At 60.8% G+C, this 16195-nt stretch carries 15 protein-coding genes; 10 read left to right on the forward strand and 5 right to left on the reverse strand.

Translation table 11 applies throughout. The annotated features are described in order from the left end of the window. Positions 1-324 carry an MFS transporter gene (locus DDA898_RS23965; RefSeq protein WP_161450821.1) on the reverse strand — a complete coding sequence of 108 codons (324 nt, stop codon included), beginning with the start codon at positions 322-324 and terminating at the stop codon, positions 1-3. After that, positions 321-581 (reverse strand): hypothetical protein, encoded by a 261-nt coding sequence (locus DDA898_RS23065; protein WP_013316911.1) that lies wholly within the window; start codon positions 579-581, stop codon positions 321-323. Before DDA898_RS23065 ends, DDA898_RS23965 begins: the two co-directional genes overlap by 4 nt. Before the next feature lie 599 nt (positions 582-1180). Between DDA898_RS23065 and menF the strand changes: the two genes are divergently transcribed. The 8 genes from menF (at position 1181) to DDA898_RS06110 (ending at position 10479) form a co-directional block, all read left to right on the forward strand. Continuing rightward, positions 1181-2512, forward strand: coding sequence for an isochorismate synthase MenF (gene menF, locus DDA898_RS06075; protein WP_050570210.1), 1332 nt, complete (start codon positions 1181-1183; stop codon positions 2510-2512). A gap of 98 nt (positions 2513-2610) precedes the next feature. Then, positions 2611-4287 (forward strand): 2-succinyl-5-enolpyruvyl-6-hydroxy-3-cyclohexene-1-carboxylic-acid synthase, encoded by a 1677-nt coding sequence (gene menD / locus DDA898_RS06080; RefSeq protein WP_038910556.1) that lies wholly within the window; start codon positions 2611-2613, stop codon positions 4285-4287. A 2-nt stretch (positions 4288-4289) separates the two neighbouring features. Further along, complete coding sequence (gene menH, locus DDA898_RS06085; protein ID WP_038910557.1) at positions 4290-5081, forward strand: 2-succinyl-6-hydroxy-2,4-cyclohexadiene-1-carboxylate synthase; 792 nt, start codon at positions 4290-4292, stop codon at positions 5079-5081. Beyond that, entirely contained in the window at positions 5065-5922 is an 858-nt protein-coding gene (gene menB / locus DDA898_RS06090; RefSeq protein WP_038910558.1) for a 1,4-dihydroxy-2-naphthoyl-CoA synthase, read from the forward strand. Before menH ends, menB begins: the two co-directional genes overlap by 17 nt. After that, positions 5922-6890, forward strand: a complete 969-nt coding sequence (gene menC, locus DDA898_RS06095; RefSeq protein ID WP_038910559.1) for an o-succinylbenzoate synthase — start codon at positions 5922-5924, stop codon at positions 6888-6890. Before menB ends, menC begins: the two co-directional genes overlap by 1 nt. Next, on the forward strand, positions 6878-8257 hold the full coding sequence (menE, locus tag DDA898_RS06100) for an o-succinylbenzoate--CoA ligase (RefSeq protein ID WP_038910560.1): 1380 nt from the start codon (positions 6878-6880) through the stop codon (positions 8255-8257). The genes menC and menE overlap by 13 nt, the downstream gene beginning before the upstream one ends. A gap of 343 nt (positions 8258-8600) precedes the next feature. After that, positions 8601-9146 carry a YfaZ family outer membrane protein gene (locus tag DDA898_RS06105; RefSeq protein WP_038910561.1) on the forward strand — a complete coding sequence of 182 codons (546 nt, stop codon included), beginning with the start codon at positions 8601-8603 and terminating at the stop codon, positions 9144-9146. Positions 9147-9285: 139 nt separating this feature from the next. Next, the gene (locus DDA898_RS06110; RefSeq protein ID WP_038910562.1) at positions 9286-10479 is read left to right on the forward strand and encodes a nicotinamide mononucleotide deamidase-related protein YfaY; all 1194 of its coding nucleotides are present in this window, start codon (positions 9286-9288) and stop codon (positions 10477-10479) included. Positions 10480-10536: 57 nt separating this feature from the next. Here DDA898_RS06110 and DDA898_RS06115 read toward each other — a convergent pair whose 3' ends face one another. From DDA898_RS06115 to tesA, 3 genes are all read right to left on the reverse strand, one after another. Next, positions 10537-11397: a co-chaperone YbbN gene (locus tag DDA898_RS06115; protein WP_038900598.1), complete on the reverse strand. Its 861-nt coding sequence runs from the start codon at positions 11395-11397 to the stop codon at positions 10537-10539. Between the two features lie 62 nt (positions 11398-11459). Then, a complete protein-coding gene (locus DDA898_RS06120) occupies positions 11460-12236 on the reverse strand; it encodes an SDR family oxidoreductase (RefSeq protein WP_013316921.1) in 777 nt (258 codons plus the stop codon). 212 nt (positions 12237-12448) lie between these two features. Beyond that, entirely contained in the window at positions 12449-13090 is a 642-nt protein-coding gene (gene tesA, locus DDA898_RS06125; protein WP_152490670.1) for a multifunctional acyl-CoA thioesterase I/protease I/lysophospholipase L1, read from the reverse strand. Between tesA and ybbA the strand changes: the two genes are divergently transcribed. Further along, positions 13058-13744 (forward strand): putative ABC transporter ATP-binding protein YbbA, encoded by a 687-nt coding sequence (gene ybbA, locus DDA898_RS06130; RefSeq protein WP_013316923.1) that lies wholly within the window; start codon positions 13058-13060, stop codon positions 13742-13744. The genes tesA and ybbA overlap by 33 nt on opposite strands. Continuing rightward, positions 13741-16173 (forward strand): putative ABC transporter permease subunit YbbP, encoded by a 2433-nt coding sequence (ybbP, locus tag DDA898_RS06135; protein ID WP_038910563.1) that lies wholly within the window; start codon positions 13741-13743, stop codon positions 16171-16173. The genes ybbA and ybbP overlap by 4 nt, the downstream gene beginning before the upstream one ends. The last annotated feature ends 22 nt before the right edge of the window (positions 16174-16195 follow it).

Genomic DNA, 16195 nt, shown 5'->3' on the forward strand with positions numbered 1-16195 from the left:
TCAGGCTCCTGATGAACGGGTAAGAAGACGGATACTGAGGCTGACAACCAGCAGCAACAGCGCGACACAGCCCAGAGCCAGCGACAGGCTGCTCCATTGTGCGATAAAGCCGGGCAGCGCCAGACCGGTCAGAATACCGGTATAACCGAGAGTGCTGACTGAAGCAACGGCCAGCCCGGCGGGCATGACTCGCTGTTTGCCTGCCACCGAGACGGACATCGCCGCGCCCGTGATGAAAAACGCCGCCCGTGTGGCGAACTGTAACGCTTTGTCGTCCGGTCGCTGTGACTGACCCGGCGTGGAGGAACTCAAGATTGAACTCATTGCTGAATAACTATCGTCGCTGAATCTGACAGAGGGGTATTTTTACCACAATTACGGCGTTTTATCGAAAGAGGATGTGTATCGCCGACAGAAAATGCGGGAAGGGTTCCATAATAAGCCGCACGGATAAAAAATGCCGGGACAAGCCCGGCAATAAGAAGGTAATTTATGATAAAGCGGAATGAATAATTTGATGATAGCGAAGAAATTCTAGAACTGTCGGTCGTAAGAATTTTGTCACTTAATGCTAATTTCATCGGGTTGCTTTTTCATTCTGTGCGGTGAACAACGTCAGAAAATATAAACGGGATGACATTATCGTAGATAAAGGAATTACGATATAGCCATCCCTCCGGGCGTTCGTTGAGCGCCGTGCTGGCTGGTCTGGCGTGTCTCTGGCCAAATATGCTGACATGACAATACGTTACCCGTCGTTATCTTTTGTCAAAAAATAAAATAAAAAGCGACGAAATCTTTTATACGGTGAATACTTTTTGTGGCATCAACCTGCAAATAAAAATGCATGATAAAGAATAAACTAACCCCTGCTTTTATTGTGGTTTAAGCGAGGGGGGTATTTGGCGTAGCGGCAACCCAGGATTGAAACGATGAATTATCGCAATGGTTTTGGGGGGCGCCGCAATTTGAGATAAACCTCCGTGGAGCTAGTGCCCACTTCTACGCGGCGTTATTCAGCCGCGGGCGCGTTCGGTTCGCCGGCAGGCGGTCGGGGAAAGGCCTAAACGTGGAAATAGCGGGTGGGTAAGCAGGTTATTACGGGGTAGGTATCAAGCTAATGACTTTTTTTTTGTAGGGATAGCCCCGTATAATTCCCTACTTTCAGTTAGGCTATGGGGTGAATGTGCAGCAATTTTCTGACCTGCTGCGCCAGATGCATCAGGCGCTCAACGAACCCTTGCCTGAGCAGGCGGGCTTTCATGCAGTCACGTTGACCATGTCGTTACAGGACGGCTCGCCGTTGCTGGCGTGGCTGGCCTCGCAGCCTGTCTATCCGCAGTTTTACTGGCAGCATCGTCAGGACGATGAAGAGGCGGCGGTGTGTGGTCAGGTACGTGTGTTTGGCGATATCGCGCACGCTGAAGACTTCCTGCAACGCCACGATGTGGACGACAGCGTACGCCTCTGGGGATTGAATGCGTTTGAACAGCATCCGGCAGCGAAGACTAATTCCGCCGCCGCGTTTCTGTTTCTGCCACGCATCGCCCTGTTGCGGCAAGGGGGGCGCCTGCGCCTGCGGGTCAATCTGTGTAGTGATACCTCGCTGCGTGATGATGCGCGCGACGCACAGGATTTTCTGCGCCGGCTATTGCCGCCGCAGCCGTTGCCGACGCTGCATACCCGTATAGAAGCTACCCGCCATTGTCCGGATCGCCAGCAGTGGATCGACCTGTTGCATCTGGCGCTGGCGGACATTGCCGCCGGGCAGATGGAAAAAGTGGTGCCGGCCCGCGCCTCGGTTCTGTCGCTTGATCGGCCATTGCTGGCGACCACGCTGATGGCGGCTAGCCGGGCGGCCAATTACCGCTGTTATCATTTCATGCTGGCTTTCGCGCCGCATCAGGCGTTTCTGGGGTCCAGCCCTGAGCGGCTTTATCGGCGGCGGCAGACCCGTCTGGAAACGGAAGCGTTGGCTGGAACGGTCGCCAGCGATCATGACGATGAAAAAGCCGCCGTGCTGGCAGACTGGTTGATGAATGACGTAAAAAACCAGTGTGAGAATATGCTGGTGGTGGACGATATCTGTCAGCGCCTGCATCAAGCGGCGTTGACGCTGGATGTGATGCCGCCGGAGATCGTCCGTCTGCGTAAGGTGCAACATTTGCGGCGAACAATTCAGGCGACGCTGCGCAGTGGTACGGATAGCGAGTGCTTGCATCTGCTGCAGCCGACCGCGGCGGTGGCAGGTTTGCCGCGCGCCGCCGCGCGGGCGTTTCTGGCCCGACATGAGCCGTTTCACCGCGGCTGGTATGCCGGTTCGGCGGGGTATTTGTCGCGTCAGCAGTCTGAATTCAGCGTGGCGTTGCGCTCCGCCAGCGTGGCGGAGCGGCAGCTAACGCTGTATGCCGGCGCGGGCATTGTGGCGGGATCTGATCCAGAACAAGAATGGCAGGAATTGGAAAACAAGGCCGCCGGACTGAAGTCGTTGCTGGAAGATGCTATTTCATAGTGCGATTTATTGCCTGTTACTGGTTTACATCAAAGTTAGCCGGATGAAAAAAAATATAATTATTGCCACAACCCGCAACCGGAGTTGTTGAGTCGATCATGTCCACACATATTTTTAACCGCCGCTGGGCAACGGTAATCGTTGAGGCGCTCAGCCATCAGGGTATCCGTCATATCTGTATTGCGCCGGGATCGCGTTCCACACCGCTGACGCTGGCGGCTGCTTCGCATCCGGCGCTGGTCTGTCACACTCATTTTGATGAGCGCGGTCTTGGTCACCTGGCGCTGGGGCTGGCCAAAGCCTCTGGCGACGCCGTGGCGGTGATAGTGACGTCCGGTACGGCGGCGGCCAATCTCTATCCGGCGATTATTGAAGCCGGGCTGACCGGCGAGCGGCTGGTGATACTGACCGCGGATCGCCCGCCGGAACTGATCGACTGCGGCGCCAATCAGGCGATTCGGCAGCCCGGCATGTTTGCCTCGCACCCGACATCAACGCTTAATTTACCGCGTCCCACCTGTGATATTCCGGCCCGCTGGCTGGTTTCCGCCCTCGACAACGCCATGAGCGAGCTGCGCCACGGCGCGCTGCATATCAATTGCCCGTTTGCCGAACCGTTATATGGCGAAGACGATCCGGCCGCCTTTCAGGACTGGCTGCTGGCGCTGGGCGACTGGTGGCATCAACCGCAGCCGTGGCTGCAGGATGCGCGGGCGACGCCGGTAACAACGATGCAACCGGGCTGGCCGCAATGGCGGCAGCGGCGCGGCGTGGTGATCGTCGGACGGGTGTCCGCATCGGCCGGCGAGCAGATCGCCGCCTGGGCGCGCCGGCTCGGCTGGCCGCTGATTGGCGATGTACTGTCGCAAACCGGTCAACCACTGGCCTGCGCCGATTTGTGGCTTCAGCATCCGCAGGCGGAAACGCTGCGTCAGGCTGAGATCGTGGTGCAGTTCGGCGCCAGCCTGACCGGTAAACGCCTGCTGCAGTGGCAGGCGACGTCGACACCCGAGCAATACTGGTTGGTCGACAGCCTTCCGGGGCGGCTTGATCCCGCGCAGCATCGCGGCCGCCGATTGGTGACCGACATTGTCGACTGGCTGGCGGCGCATCCGGCCGTTGTTCAACCGGCCTGGGCGCCGGAGGTGGAAGCCTGTGCGGAGCGGGTCATCCAACAGGTGGCCGCCCGCTTGTCCGGCGGTTTCGGCGAGGCGCAGCTGGCGCATCGCGTCGCCGAACTGCTGCCGCCGGAAGGGCAGTTTTTCGTCGGCAACAGCTTGACGGTGAGGCTGGTGGATGCCTTTGCCCGTCTGCCGGCGGGGTATCCTGTGTATGCCAACCGCGGCGCCAGCGGTATTGATGGTCTGCTGTCGACGCTGGCGGGCGTACAGCGTGCCAATGCCCGGCCGATGCTCGCCATCGTCGGCGATCTGTCGGCGTTGTATGACCTCAACGGGCTGGCGCTGTTGCGTCAACCGCCTGCGCCGCTGGTGCTGGTGGTGGTGAACAATGACGGCGGGCAGATTTTTTCGTTATTGCCGACGCCCGAGGCGCAGCGCGAAGCCTTTTACTGCATGCCGCAACAGGTGGATTTTCGCCATGCGGCGGCGCTGTTCGGGCTGCGTTACGCACGGGCGCAGCAATGGCCCGACGTGCAGGATGCGGTAAACGCCGGGTGGCGGCAGGGCGGCACCACGCTGCTGGAAGTGGTGGTAGAGCCTAAAGCTGGCGCCGAAACGTTAAAACGGCTGTCGGCCGAGGTGCCGTCGTGGTGACGATGTATTGCCGTCGGGTTGGTCAGCCGCAGCCGGGGCAACCCTGGCTGGTGATGCTGCATGGCCTGCTCGGCAGCGGCGAAGACTGGCAGCCGGTGTTGCCGTATCTGGCCGACTGGCCGTTGCTGCTGGTGGATTTACCGGGGCATGGCGCGTCCCGGTCGTTGTCGGCGGCGGATTTCAACGACGTGAGTCGGCAATTGACCGCGCTGCTGGCGCAACAGGCGGTGGCTGACTACTGGTTGCTGGGGTATTCGCTGGGCGGACGCATTGCCATGTATCACGCCTGTCAGGGCGACGCTGCCGGTTTGCGAGGGCTGCTGGTGGAAGGCGGGCATCCGGGGCTGGCGTCAGCAGGGGAGCGCGACGCACGACAGCGGCATGATGCCGACTGGGCGCGGCGTTTTCGCCATGAGGCGCTGGATAGCGTGCTGCCGGACTGGTATCAGCAGCCGGTTTTCGCCCGCCTGTCGCCGGCGCAACGCGACCGGTTGGTTACCTTACGGCGCGGCAATCACGGACCGGCGGTCGCCGAAATGCTGGAAGCGACCTCGCTATCCCGCCAACCTTGTCTGGTTGACGCTCTGCGGCAGTTACAGGTGCCGTTCGGTTACCTCTGCGGCAGTCAGGACACAAAATTTCAGGCGCTGGCCGCACAGCATCGTTTGCCGTTGCTGAGTGTGGACCGCGCCGGGCACAACGCTCATCAGGCGAATCCGTCGGCGTATGCCGAACGGATCCGCCAGTTCATTTCGCATCCCGAAAGGAAGATTCAATATGCTTTATCCCAGTGAAGAACTGCTTTACGCACCGGTAGCATGGCACGATTGCAGCGGGGATTTTGTCGATATCCTTTATCACAAGTCGACCGACGGCATCGCCAAAATCACCATCAATCGTCCTCAGGTGCGCAACGCATTCCGCCCGCAAACGGTAAAAGAGATGATTCAGGCGCTGGACAATGCCCGTCATGACGACGGCATCGGCGTGATCATCCTGACCGGCGCCGGCGAGAAAGCGTTCTGTTCCGGCGGCGACCAGAAAGTGCGCGGCGATTACGGCGGCTACAAAGACGACAGCGGCGTGCATCATCTCAACGTGCTGGATTTCCAGCGTCAAATTCGCACCTGCCCGAAACCGGTGGTGGCGATGGTGGCGGGTTATTCCATCGGCGGCGGCCATGTGCTGCACATGATGTGCGACCTGACCATCGCGGCGGAAAACGCCATTTTCGGCCAGACCGGACCGCGCGTCGGCTCTTTTGACGGCGGCTGGGGCGCGTCGTACATGGCGCGCATCGTCGGCCAGAAAAAAGCCCGCGAAATCTGGTTCTTGTGCCGTCAGTATGATGCTCAGCAGGCGCTGGATATGGGACTGGTCAACACCGTGGTGCCGGTGGCGGAGCTGGAGCGCGAAACCGTGCGCTGGTGCCGTGAAATGCTGCAAAACAGCCCGATAGCACTGCGCTGCCTGAAAGCCGCGCTGAACGCCGACTGCGACGGTCAGTCCGGGTTGCAGGAACTGGCCGGCAACGCCACCATGCTGTTCTACATGACGGAAGAAGGGCAGGAAGGCCGCAATGCCTTTAACGAAAAACGCCAGCCCGACTTCAGCAAATTCAAGCGGAATCCCTGATGCGTCAGGCCATCCTCTACCGTTACAGCGTGCCGATGGACGCCGGGGTGGTGCTGCGCAACCAACGCCTGAAAACCCGCGACGGGCTGCTTATCCGCCTGCGTGACGGCGAGCGGGAAGGCTGGGGCGAGGTCGCGCCGTTGCCGCAGTTCAGTGTGGAAACGCTGGAGGAGGCGTCCAGCGCGGCGCAGACGCAACTGCAAGCCTGGCTGTCAGGGCAGGAGCCGGACGAGTGCGGCTTGCCCTCGGTCGATTTCGGCGTTAGCTGCGCGCTGGCTGAACTGTCCGGCCTGCTGCCCGACGACGCGGACTATCGTAAGGCGCCGCTGTGCAATGGCGATCCGGATGAATTGTTCGCCATGCTGCAAAGCCTGCCCGAGCCGGTGGCGAAGGTGAAGGTCGGGCTGTATGAAGCGGTACGCGACGGCATGATCGTCAACCTGTTGCTGGACGCGCTACCCGAACTGCGCTTGCGACTGGACGCCAACCGCAGTTGGACGCGAGCCAAAGCCGACGGATTCGCCCGCTATGTGACGCCTGCCTATCGTTCCCGCATCGCTTTTCTGGAGGAACCCTGCAAAACCCGCGACGAGTCGCGCGATTTCGCCCGCGATACCGGTATTGCCATCGCCTGGGACGAAAGCGTACGCGAGCCGGGATTTCGGGTTGAAGCGGAACCGGGCGTGGCCGCCATTATTATCAAACCTTCGCTGACCGGTAGCCTGAATCGCTGTCGTCAACTGGTGGCGCAGGCGCGTCAGGCTGGCCTGACGGCGGTGATCAGCTCCGGCATCGAGTCCAGCCTGGGGTTGACGCAGCTGGCGCGGCTGGCGCGCTGGCTGACGCCGGGCGTTCTGCCGGGGCTGGATACGCTGGATCTGATGCAGGCGCAGGTGGTGCGCGCCTGGCCTGACAGCACGTTGCCGTTGATCGCGGCGGACTGTCTGGAACCGATATGGCAAGCCTGACCGACTGGCCGTGGCGAAGCTGGGCTGCGTCTCAGCCGATGGCGCCGGCGCTGATGGACGACGACGGGATTTGGAGCTGGCAGCAACTGGCGAATCATCTTAATCAACTGGCGACCGGCTTTGTTCGTCAGGGGGTGAGGCCCGGCATGGGGGTGGCGCTGCGCGGCAAAAACAGTACCGAGATGCTGTTCTGCTATCTGGCGCTGTTGCAGTGCGGGGCGCGTCTGTTGCCATTAAATCCTCAACTGCCCGATACGCTGCTGGACGCGTTGTTGCCCGCGCTGAATATCGAGTATGGGCTGAGCGTGGATGGCTATGCGTGGCCGCAGAGCATCATCCCTCTCAGCTTGTCGGCGTCATCGCCGGATGACGTGCAGCCGGCATTACCGTGGGAATCACAGCGGCTGGCGACCATGACGTTGACGTCCGGTTCCAGCGGCATGCCGAAAGCGGCGGTGCACACCTGCGAGGCTCATCTGGTGAGCGCCGAAGGCGTACTGGCGCTGATGGCGTTCAGCGCGGGCGATCGCTGGTTGCTGTCGCTGCCGCTGTTTCACGTGTCCGGACAGGGGATTGTCTGGCGCTGGCTGGCCGCCGGGGCATCGCTGGTGGTCAGACCGGATCAGCCGTTGGATGTCGCCTTGCGAGTGTGTACTCACGCTTCGCTGGTTCCCACCCAGCTTTGGCGTCTTCTGTCGCAGAACCGCTCTCCTGTCAGCCTGCGTGCGGTGTTGCTGGGCGGTGCGATGATCCCGGCGGAGCTGACACAACAGGCGGAAGCGCAGGGCATCCGCTGCTGGTGCGGCTACGGTCTGACGGAACTGGCGTCCACGGTGTGCGCCAAGCGCGCGGATGCCGGCGGCGGCGTTGGGTTGCCGCTGGTGGGGCGTGAAATACGGCTGGAAGGCGAAGAAATTCTGCTGCGCGGCCGCTGTCTGGCGGCGGGATACTGGCGCGAAGGCGGGGTGAGCCCGCTCACTGATGCGCAAGGCTGGTTTCATACCCGTGACCGCGGTCAGTGGGATGGGCATGAATGGCGAATTCTGGGGCGGCTGGATAATCAGTTCTTCAGTGGCGGCGAGGGGATTCAGCCGGAAGATGTGGAAGCGGTTCTGCTGCAGCATCCGGATGTAACCTATGCCTGCGTGGTGCCGGTGGATGATCCGGAGTTCGGCCAGCGCCCGGTGGCGGTCGTTGAAGTGGAAAACGCCCTGCCGTTGTCCCAGTTGGTCGCATGGTGGCAATCCCGCCTGGCGGGGTTTCAGCGTCCGGTGGCGTGTTATCCGCTGCCGGCTACGTTGAAAAACGGCGGGATCAAGGTATCCCGCCAGCAGGTGAAAAGCTGGGTGGAGCAGCAGCCGCGCTGAGTAACGTGACAGGGATGCGGCGTGATAGCGCGGGCGCTCGGTCATCGGCCGGGAAGAGCAAAATGCCCTGTTTTTCGTCGCGACAGCATCATTCGTCGGTTATTTATGCTTTTGGCTGCTGAAGATTTAGGTAAAATGCGTGTTAACATTACGGTGTTGTGCGCGTTTAACGTAGAACCTATCCCAATAGGCTATTTTACTTGCCATTTGGGACTTGGTCAGTGCTCGAAATCCTCACGTACTCCGTGTACGCTCCGGTTTTTCCGCGCTGTCCGTGTCCAAACTGGCTGCGCCAATGGTGCCTATTGGGATAGGTTCTTATTTGTCTTTAAGGATTATAGAAATGAAAAAGTGGGTTATTGCTTGTGCGGGAAGTTTGCTGCTGGCGACCGTTTCCGCTCATGCCATCGGTATTTCCGGGGAAGCGGGTCGTGACTATACGGGCGTCAACGCCGGCTTTGGTCTGGGCGTGCCTGGTCTGTCCGGCAATGCAGGCTGGAGCCATGATGACAAACACAGCAATGACGTCTACAGCGCCGGTCTGGATTACACCTTCGCGCTGAGCAACGCGTCGCTCAAAGTGGGAGCCAAAGGGCTTTACCTGAACCAGAACCATTTTAAAGATGGTTATGGCGTCGCGCTGGGCGGCGGCTTGCAGGTGCCGGTGACCAGTTCCATTTCCCTGTATGGCGAAGGCTATTACTCGCCGGACGCGTTCTCCAGTCATGTGGACCATTATGTGGAAGCCCGTGGTGGCGTGCGCTGGCAGCCGCTCCGTCCGCTGTCGTTGGATGTCGGGTATCGCTATATCAACATGGCGTCCGGCGAAGACGGTAACGACAACCGCGTGGCGGATACCGCTTACGTTGGCGTGGGTCTGAATTTCTGATCCTCCTGCATCGTTGGCAAACCAAAACAAAAGGCGTGCTTATCACGCCTTTTGTTTTTTGGGGCCGGCGGAGAGCGTGATTGTGTTTATGGCGTCGAGTTTCTAAAGTGGTGTGAAACCATCATAAGGAGTGACGTGGATGCTTAGGGTTGAGATGTTATGTACCGGCGATGAAGTGCTGCACGGCCAGATTGTGGATACCAACGCCGCCTGGCTGGCGGATTACCTGTTTTCACAGGGCGTGCCGATGACCAGCCGCATGACGGTGGGCGATAAGCTGGAGGAACTGGTGGCCGCGTTGACCGAGCGCAGCCAAATCGCCGATGTGCTGATCGTCAATGGCGGTCTGGGGCCGACCAGCGATGACCTCAGCTCGCTGGCGGCGGCCACGGCGGCCGGAGAAACGCTGGTCGAGCATGCCGAATGGATCGCCCGCATGGAAGCTTTCTTCACCGAGCGTGGCCGGGTCATGGCCGACAGCAACCGCAAACAGGCTCAATTGCCCGCCAGCGCTGAATTGGTGGATAACCCGGTCGGCACCGCCTGCGGTTTTGCGATGCAACTGAACCAGTGCCTGATGTTTTTCACCCCAGGCGTACCGTCTGAATTCAAAGTGATGGTGGAGCAGCAGATTCTGCCGCGCCTGCGTCAGCGTTTTGCCGTTGCCGAGCCGCCGTTGTGCCTGCGGCTGACCACTTTCGGCCGTTCCGAAAGCGATCTCGCCAGCCAGCTCGACGGACTGCCGCTGCCGCCGGACGTGGTGCTGGGGTATCGCTCCTCCATGCCGATTATCGAGCTGAAGCTGACCGGCCCGGCCACACGACGTGCGGAGATGGAAGCCGTGTGGGAAACGGTGCGCGACATTGCCGGTGAAAATGCGATTTTCGAGGGCACCGATGGGCTGCCGGCGCAGCTGGCGCGCCGCCTTGGCGAGCGTGGGTTGCGTCTGACGGTGGCGGAAGACTTCACCGCCGGTCTGCTCAACTGGCAACTGCGTGAGGCGGATGTGCCGCTGTCCGGCGGCGAGCTACGGGTGGAGGACGAGGCGTTGACGCTGGCGGCCGTCGCCGGGGCGACCCAAACGCTGGCGCAACGCCATCAAACGGAACTGGCGCTGTACGTCGGCCGTTCTGATGACGGGGTTCTGACGCTGGCGTTGCACACCCCCGAAGGGACATTCGCCCAGACGATTCAGGTGAATGTGCGGCGTTATAGCCGTAAAACCCATCAGGATGTGGTGGCGATGCTGGCGATGAACATGCTGCGCCGCTGGCTTAATGGCTGGCCGGTGTATGGCGGTCATGGCTGGATCAGCGTGCTGGAGACGTTGTAAGCCGCCGTCGGGAAACGCAGAGCGCGGGGGCAACGGCCCCCGCAGTAATGGTAGGGATCAGTACAGCAGTGAGTACAACTGACGGCGATAGCGGGCTGCCAGCGCGTCGCCGGTGCCAAGCGCGGCCATGATGTCCATCATCGTTTTACGGGCGTTGCCGCCGGCGGCGGTCAAATCTTTCTTCAGCATTCCCATCAGCAGTTCCAGCGCTTCTTCGTTGCGCCCGACCTGATGCAGTTGCAGGCTGAGCTGCACTGCCAGCTCCTGATTATCCGGCGAGGCCGCCAGTTGCTGCTGCAATTGCTGGATTTCCGGCGTATCCGCCGCCTGTTTCATCAGTTCGATTTGCGCCACCAGCCCGTGGTAACGGGTGTCCTGATCCTGCAGCGGGATCGCGTCCAGCACCGTTTGCGCGTCCTCGGTGCGGTTGAGCTGGATCTGCACTTCCGCCAACAGCAGCGCGATATCGCTGCGTTTGGCGTCCAGTTGCCAGGCGTCTTTCAGCAGTACGGCCGCCTCTTTCAACTGGTTTTCCTGGATCAACTGCTGAGCCTGCGCCAGTTTTAGGTCTTCGGCTTTGGGCAAGACCCGCTGCAGCAGGTCGCGGATAACCTCTTCCGGCTGCGGCCCCTGAAAACCGTCCACCGGCTGACCGTCCTTGAACAGATAAACCGTCGGGATGGCGCGCAGGCCGAACTGGGCCGCCACGCGCTGCTCGGCGTCGCAATCCACTTTGGCCAGAATAAACTGACCGGCGTATTCCGCCGCCAGTTTGTCCAGCACCGGCTCCAGTTGCTGGCAATGGGTGCTGCGTTCGGACCAGAAATAGAACAGCACCGGGGCGCTCATGGACTGTTCCAGCACCTGATGCAGGTTGGTCTCGTTGATATCAATCGTGGTGGCGTGTTGTTCTAACATGTCATTCTCTCTTAGCCGTTTCAGCCATTAATGGGGGCGATGTCCGCCACTTCAACCCCGAATCAGGATTTTGTCCGCAACAGGTGATCAAGCACGCGGCCCGGCAACAGGCGACGCAGTACGGTGATACCGTGGGCGAGCAGCGTCACCGGGTAGCGCAGTTTCGGGCGCGGGCTTTCCAGCGCGTGAATCAGTTTGGGCAGCACCGCTTCCGGCGGCAGGGTAAAGCGACTGGCGATGCCGGGGTTGGTGACCGGCTTATCCTGCTGCGTTTGATCGACATTGTGGGTGAACCTGGTGCTGATCGGGCCGGGTTCGATCAGTGATACGTGCAAACCGCTGCCGTGCAGTTCCATGCGCAACGCGTCGGACCAGGCTTCCAGCGCGTATTTGCTGGCGGCGTAAGCGCCGCGCCCCGGGGTGGAGATCAACCCCATCACCGAGCTGGTCTGGATAATTCGCCCTTCGCCGTGAGGCAACATGGCCGGCAGCAGCAACTGGGTCAACTGATGAGTACCGAACAGATTGCTGGAGAATTGTTGCTCCAGTTGCTGACGGGAAATGGTGTTGAGCGGCCCGTACAACCCGTAACCGGCGTTGTTGAACAGGCCGTAGAGCCGGTTGCCGGTCAGGGTAATCACGACGTCGGCGGCCTGCCTGACGCTGGCGCTGCTGTCGAGATCCAGATCGATCCCCTCAAAACCCAGCGAGTTCATGCGCGCCACATCCTGATGACGGCGGCAGGCCGCCAGTACGCGATAGCCGCGTTGTTGCAAACATTGAGCGGCAATCAGGCCAATGCCGCTGGAGCAACCAGTAATCAAAACCGCTTTTTGCATAACTTTACCTAATGAAAACGCTTAAATATCAAGAGTCGTGGTTAACTAGTAATCTTTACTGACTTAGAACCTATCCCATTAGGACTATTACTCGCTGCGCTCGCCCGTTGGGCCGGACAATTGCCTTGTCCGTTCAACATGTGTTGCGTGTTGTCTCAGCGGCTTCCCGTGTCCGAACTGGCTGCGCCAATGACGCCTGATAGGATCGGTTCTTAGTGCTGATTAACAACGGGTTCGAGCTGTTTTGCCATCCATCCGGCGATAAACGGCTGGGCATCGCGATTGGGATGGATGCCATCATCCTGCATCCATTCCGGTTTGAGATAAACCTGCTCCATGAAAAACGGCAGCAACGGAATATCAAACTTTTTGGCGAGGCGCGGATAAACAGCACTGAACGATTCGGTATAGCGTCGCCCGTAGTTGGCTGGCAAGCGGATTTGCATCAGCAGCGGTTGGGCGTTGGCCGTCTTGACCTGGGTAATGATGCTGGCGAGATCCCGCTCTACGTTCTGCGGGGGGAAACCACGCAGCCCGTCATTGCCGCCCAGCTCGATCAACACCCAGCGCGGCTGGTGCTGTTGCAGCAATGTCGACAGACGCGCCAGCCCCTGCGTTGCCGTGTCGCCGCTGATACTGGCGTTCACCACCCGGACCTTGGGCGCGGGAGATCTGGACTGCCAGTTTGCATCCAGCAGCGAAGGCCAGGCCTGATTCGCCGCCATACGATAGCCGGCGCTCAGGCTGTCGCCCAGTACCAACAACGTATCCGCCGCGAAGGCGCGCAGACTGAACAGGCCCCAAAATAGAAGGACAACGACATGCCAGCGGAAAACATTCTTGAAGTTCATCATCTTAGTAAGCACGTTGGTCAGGGGGAACATCAGCTCTCCATCCTCACCGGAGTTGAGCTGGTTGTCAAACCTGCGCAGACCATTGCGTTGGTGGGCGAATCCGGTTCGGGAAAATCCACCTTGCTGGGAATTCTGGCCGGGCTGGATGACGGCAGCAGCGGACAGGTGTCGCTGCTCGGTCAGCAACTGGACCAACTGGACGAGGAAGGACGGGCGGCGCTGCGGGCGAAGGACGTAGGATTCGTGTTCCAGTCTTTTATGCTGGTGCCTACGTTGACCGCACTGGAAAACGTGCAGTTACCGGCGTTGCTGCGCGGTGAAAGCGATCGCCAGAGCCGCCAGCAGGCGGAGCAACTGTTGCAGCAGCTCGGTCTGGGCGCGCGGTTGCAGCATCTGCCGGCGCAGCTTTCCGGCGGCGAGCAGCAGCGTGTGGCGCTGGCGCGCGCATTTAGCGGTCGCCCTCGGGTGCTGTTCGCCGATGAACCGACCGGCAACCTGGATCGTCATACCGGCGAGCGCATTGCCAACCTGTTGTTTTCCCTCAACCGTGACTTTGCCACCACCCTGATTCTGGTAACGCATGACGAGCAACTGGCGGCGCGCTGTGAACGTTGCCTGCGGCTGCTCGACGGCAAACTGTGGGAGGACGCATGATCTGGCGTTGGTTTTGGCGGGAGTGGCGCTCGCCGTCGTTGCTGATTGTCTGGCTGGCGTTGACGCTGTCGGTGGCCTGCGTGCTGGCGCTCGGTGCTATCAGCGACCGCATGGAGAAGGGGCTGAGCCAGCAGAGTCGGGACTTCCTGGCCGGCGACCGCGTGCTGCGGGCGTCCCGTCCGGTGGATGAGAACTGGCTGCAACAGGCGCAGCAGCAGGGGCTGACGCAGAGCCGGCAGGTATCGTTCATGACCATGACCTACGCGGGCGACAACGCGCAACTGGCGCAGGTCAAGGCTACCGACGAGCGTTATCCGCTGTATGGCGAGTTGAAAACCCAGCCGGCCGGGCTGCGGGTAGCGCCGGGTACGGTGCTGGCCGCGCCGCGTCTGCTGGCCTTGCTGGGGTTGAAGGCGGGCGACCGGCTGGATGTCGGGGATACCTCATTGATCATCGCCGGGGAGCTGGTGCAGGAGCCGGACGCCGGCTTTAACCCGTTTGAGACGGCGCCGCGGGTGCTGATGAATCTGGCGGATGTGGAAAAAACCGGCGCCATTCAGCCCGGCGGACGTATTACCTGGCGCTATATGTTTGCCGGTACGCCGTCGCAAATCGCCCGTTTCAGCGACGTGATCAAACCGCAGTTGAAGCCGGATCAGCGCTGGTACGGCATGGAGGATTCGCAAAGCGCGCTGGGCAAATCTCTGCAACGCTCCCAGCAGTTTCTGTTGCTGTCGGCATTGCTGACCCTGCTGCTGTCGGTGGCGGCGGTGGCGGTGGCGATGGGGCATTACTGCCGTAGCCGCTACGATCTGGTGGCGGTGCTGAAAACGCTGGGTGCCGGGCGGCAGGCGCTGCGTCGGTTAATCGTCGGGCAGTGGGTATCGGTGCTGGCGTTGTCGGCGTTGTGCGGCAGTCTGCTGGGAATGGGGTTCGAGGCGCTGCTGATACGCGCGCTTTCACCGGTGTTGCCCGGCGAATTACCGGCCGCCGGGCTGTGGCCGTGGAGCTGGGCGCTGGGCACGCTGGTGCTGATTTCGCTGCTGGTGGGGATGCGTCCTTACCGGCAACTGCTGGCGACCCAGCCGCTGCGGGTGTTGCGTCAGGATGTGGTGGCGAATGTCTGGCCGCTGCGCTACTACCTGCCGGTAGTGGCGGTGGTGGTAATCGGTTTGCTGGTGATACTGTCCGGCGGCGGCGCGCTGTTATGGTCGTTGCTGGGCGGTATGTTGGCGTTGGCGCTGCTGCTCGGCGGCATTGGCTGGGGTAGCCTGCTGCTGCTGCGCCGCCTGACGCTGAAAACGCTGTCGCTGCGCCTTGCCATTAACCGTCTGCTGCGTCAGCCGTGGGTGACGCTGGGCCAGTTGGCGGCGTTTTCGCTGTCTTTCATGCTGCTGGCGTTGCTGCTGCTGTTGCGCGGCGATTTGCTGGAACGCTGGCAGCAGCAGTTGCTGCCCGGCAGCCCTAATTATTTCGTGCTGAATATCAGCGCCGATCAGGTGCCGCAGGTAACGGATTTTCTGGCGCAGCATCAGGTGAAACCGGAAACGTTCTACCCGATTATTCGTGCCCGTCTGAAGGAAATCAACGGGCTGCGGGCCACCGATCTGGTGCATGAGGATGACCCCGGCGGGGAAACCGTCAACCGCGAACTGAACCTGACCTGGCTGACCCAACTGCCGGACCATAATCCGCTGGTGGCGGGGCTGTGGCCGCCGAAAGCGGGCGAGGTATCGATAGAGCAAGGCGTGGCGCAACGCCTTGGGGTGAAGATCGGCGATTCGCTGACCTTCACCGGCGATACTCAGCCGTTTCAGGCTACGATCAGCAGCCTGCGGCAGGTGGACTGGGAAAGCCTGCGACCGAATTTCTTCTTCATTTTTCCGCCCGGCTCGCTGGATAGTCAGCCGCAGTCATGGCTGACCAGTTTCCGCTATGAAGGCGGGGATACGTTGATCACCCAACTGAACCGCCAGTTTCCGACGCTGACGGTGCTGGATGTCGGCGCCATTCTCAAGCAGATCGGCACCGTGTTGCAGCAGGTGGGGCTGGCGCTGGAAGTGATGGTGGTGCTGGTGCTGTTCTGCGGCGCGTTGTTGTTGCTGGCGCAGATTCAGGTTGGCATGCGCCAGCGGCGTCAGGAATTGATCGTGTATCGCACGCTGGGAGCCGGGCGTCGTTTGTTGCGCGCCACGCTGTGGTGGGAATTTGCGGTGCTGGGGCTGTCCGCCGGCGTGGCGGCGGCGCTGGGCGCGGAAGCGGCGTTATGGCTGCTGCAACGCAAGGTGTTCGATTTTCCGTGGCAGCCGAATTTGTGGCTGTGGGGCGGACTGCCGGTAGTGGCGACGCTGCTGTTGTCGCTGTATGGCGGCTGGCTGGGGTTGCGATTGCTGCGCGGCAATGCGCTGTTCCGGCGTTATCACGCCTGATGCCGCGATAAACGCTTAAAAG

It is taken from the genome of Dickeya dadantii NCPPB 898, from assembly GCF_000406145.1.
Classification (GTDB): Bacteria; Pseudomonadota; Gammaproteobacteria; order Enterobacterales; family Enterobacteriaceae; genus Dickeya; species Dickeya dadantii.

Coding starts and splice junctions, on each gene's coding strand:
- menB (WP_038910558.1), top strand. CDS start 5,065: ATGCTTTATCCCAGTGAAGAACTGCTTTACGCACCGGTAGCATGGCAC.
- menH (WP_038910557.1), top strand. CDS start 4,290: ATGTATTGCCGTCGGGTTGGTCAGCCGCAGCCGGGGCAACCCTGGCTG.
- DDA898_RS06115 (WP_038900598.1), bottom strand. CDS start 11,397: ATGTTAGAACAACACGCCACCACGATTGATATCAACGAGACCAACCTG.
- tesA (WP_152490670.1), bottom strand. CDS start 13,090: ATGATGAACTTCAAGAATGTTTTCCGCTGGCATGTCGTTGTCCTTCTA.
- DDA898_RS06120 (WP_013316921.1), bottom strand. CDS start 12,236: ATGCAAAAAGCGGTTTTGATTACTGGTTGCTCCAGCGGCATTGGCCTG.
- DDA898_RS06110 (WP_038910562.1), top strand. CDS start 9,286: ATGCTTAGGGTTGAGATGTTATGTACCGGCGATGAAGTGCTGCACGGC.
- menE (WP_038910560.1), top strand. CDS start 6,878: ATGGCAAGCCTGACCGACTGGCCGTGGCGAAGCTGGGCTGCGTCTCAG.
- DDA898_RS23065 (WP_013316911.1), bottom strand. CDS start 581: ATGAAATTAGCATTAAGTGACAAAATTCTTACGACCGACAGTTCTAGA.
- menD (WP_038910556.1), top strand. CDS start 2,611: ATGTCCACACATATTTTTAACCGCCGCTGGGCAACGGTAATCGTTGAG.
- ybbA (WP_013316923.1), top strand. CDS start 13,058: ATGCCAGCGGAAAACATTCTTGAAGTTCATCATCTTAGTAAGCACGTT.
- menC (WP_038910559.1), top strand. CDS start 5,922: ATGCGTCAGGCCATCCTCTACCGTTACAGCGTGCCGATGGACGCCGGG.
- DDA898_RS23965 (WP_161450821.1), bottom strand. CDS start 324: ATGAGTTCAATCTTGAGTTCCTCCACGCCGGGTCAGTCACAGCGACCG.
- ybbP (WP_038910563.1), top strand. CDS start 13,741: ATGATCTGGCGTTGGTTTTGGCGGGAGTGGCGCTCGCCGTCGTTGCTG.
- DDA898_RS06105 (WP_038910561.1), top strand. CDS start 8,601: ATGAAAAAGTGGGTTATTGCTTGTGCGGGAAGTTTGCTGCTGGCGACC.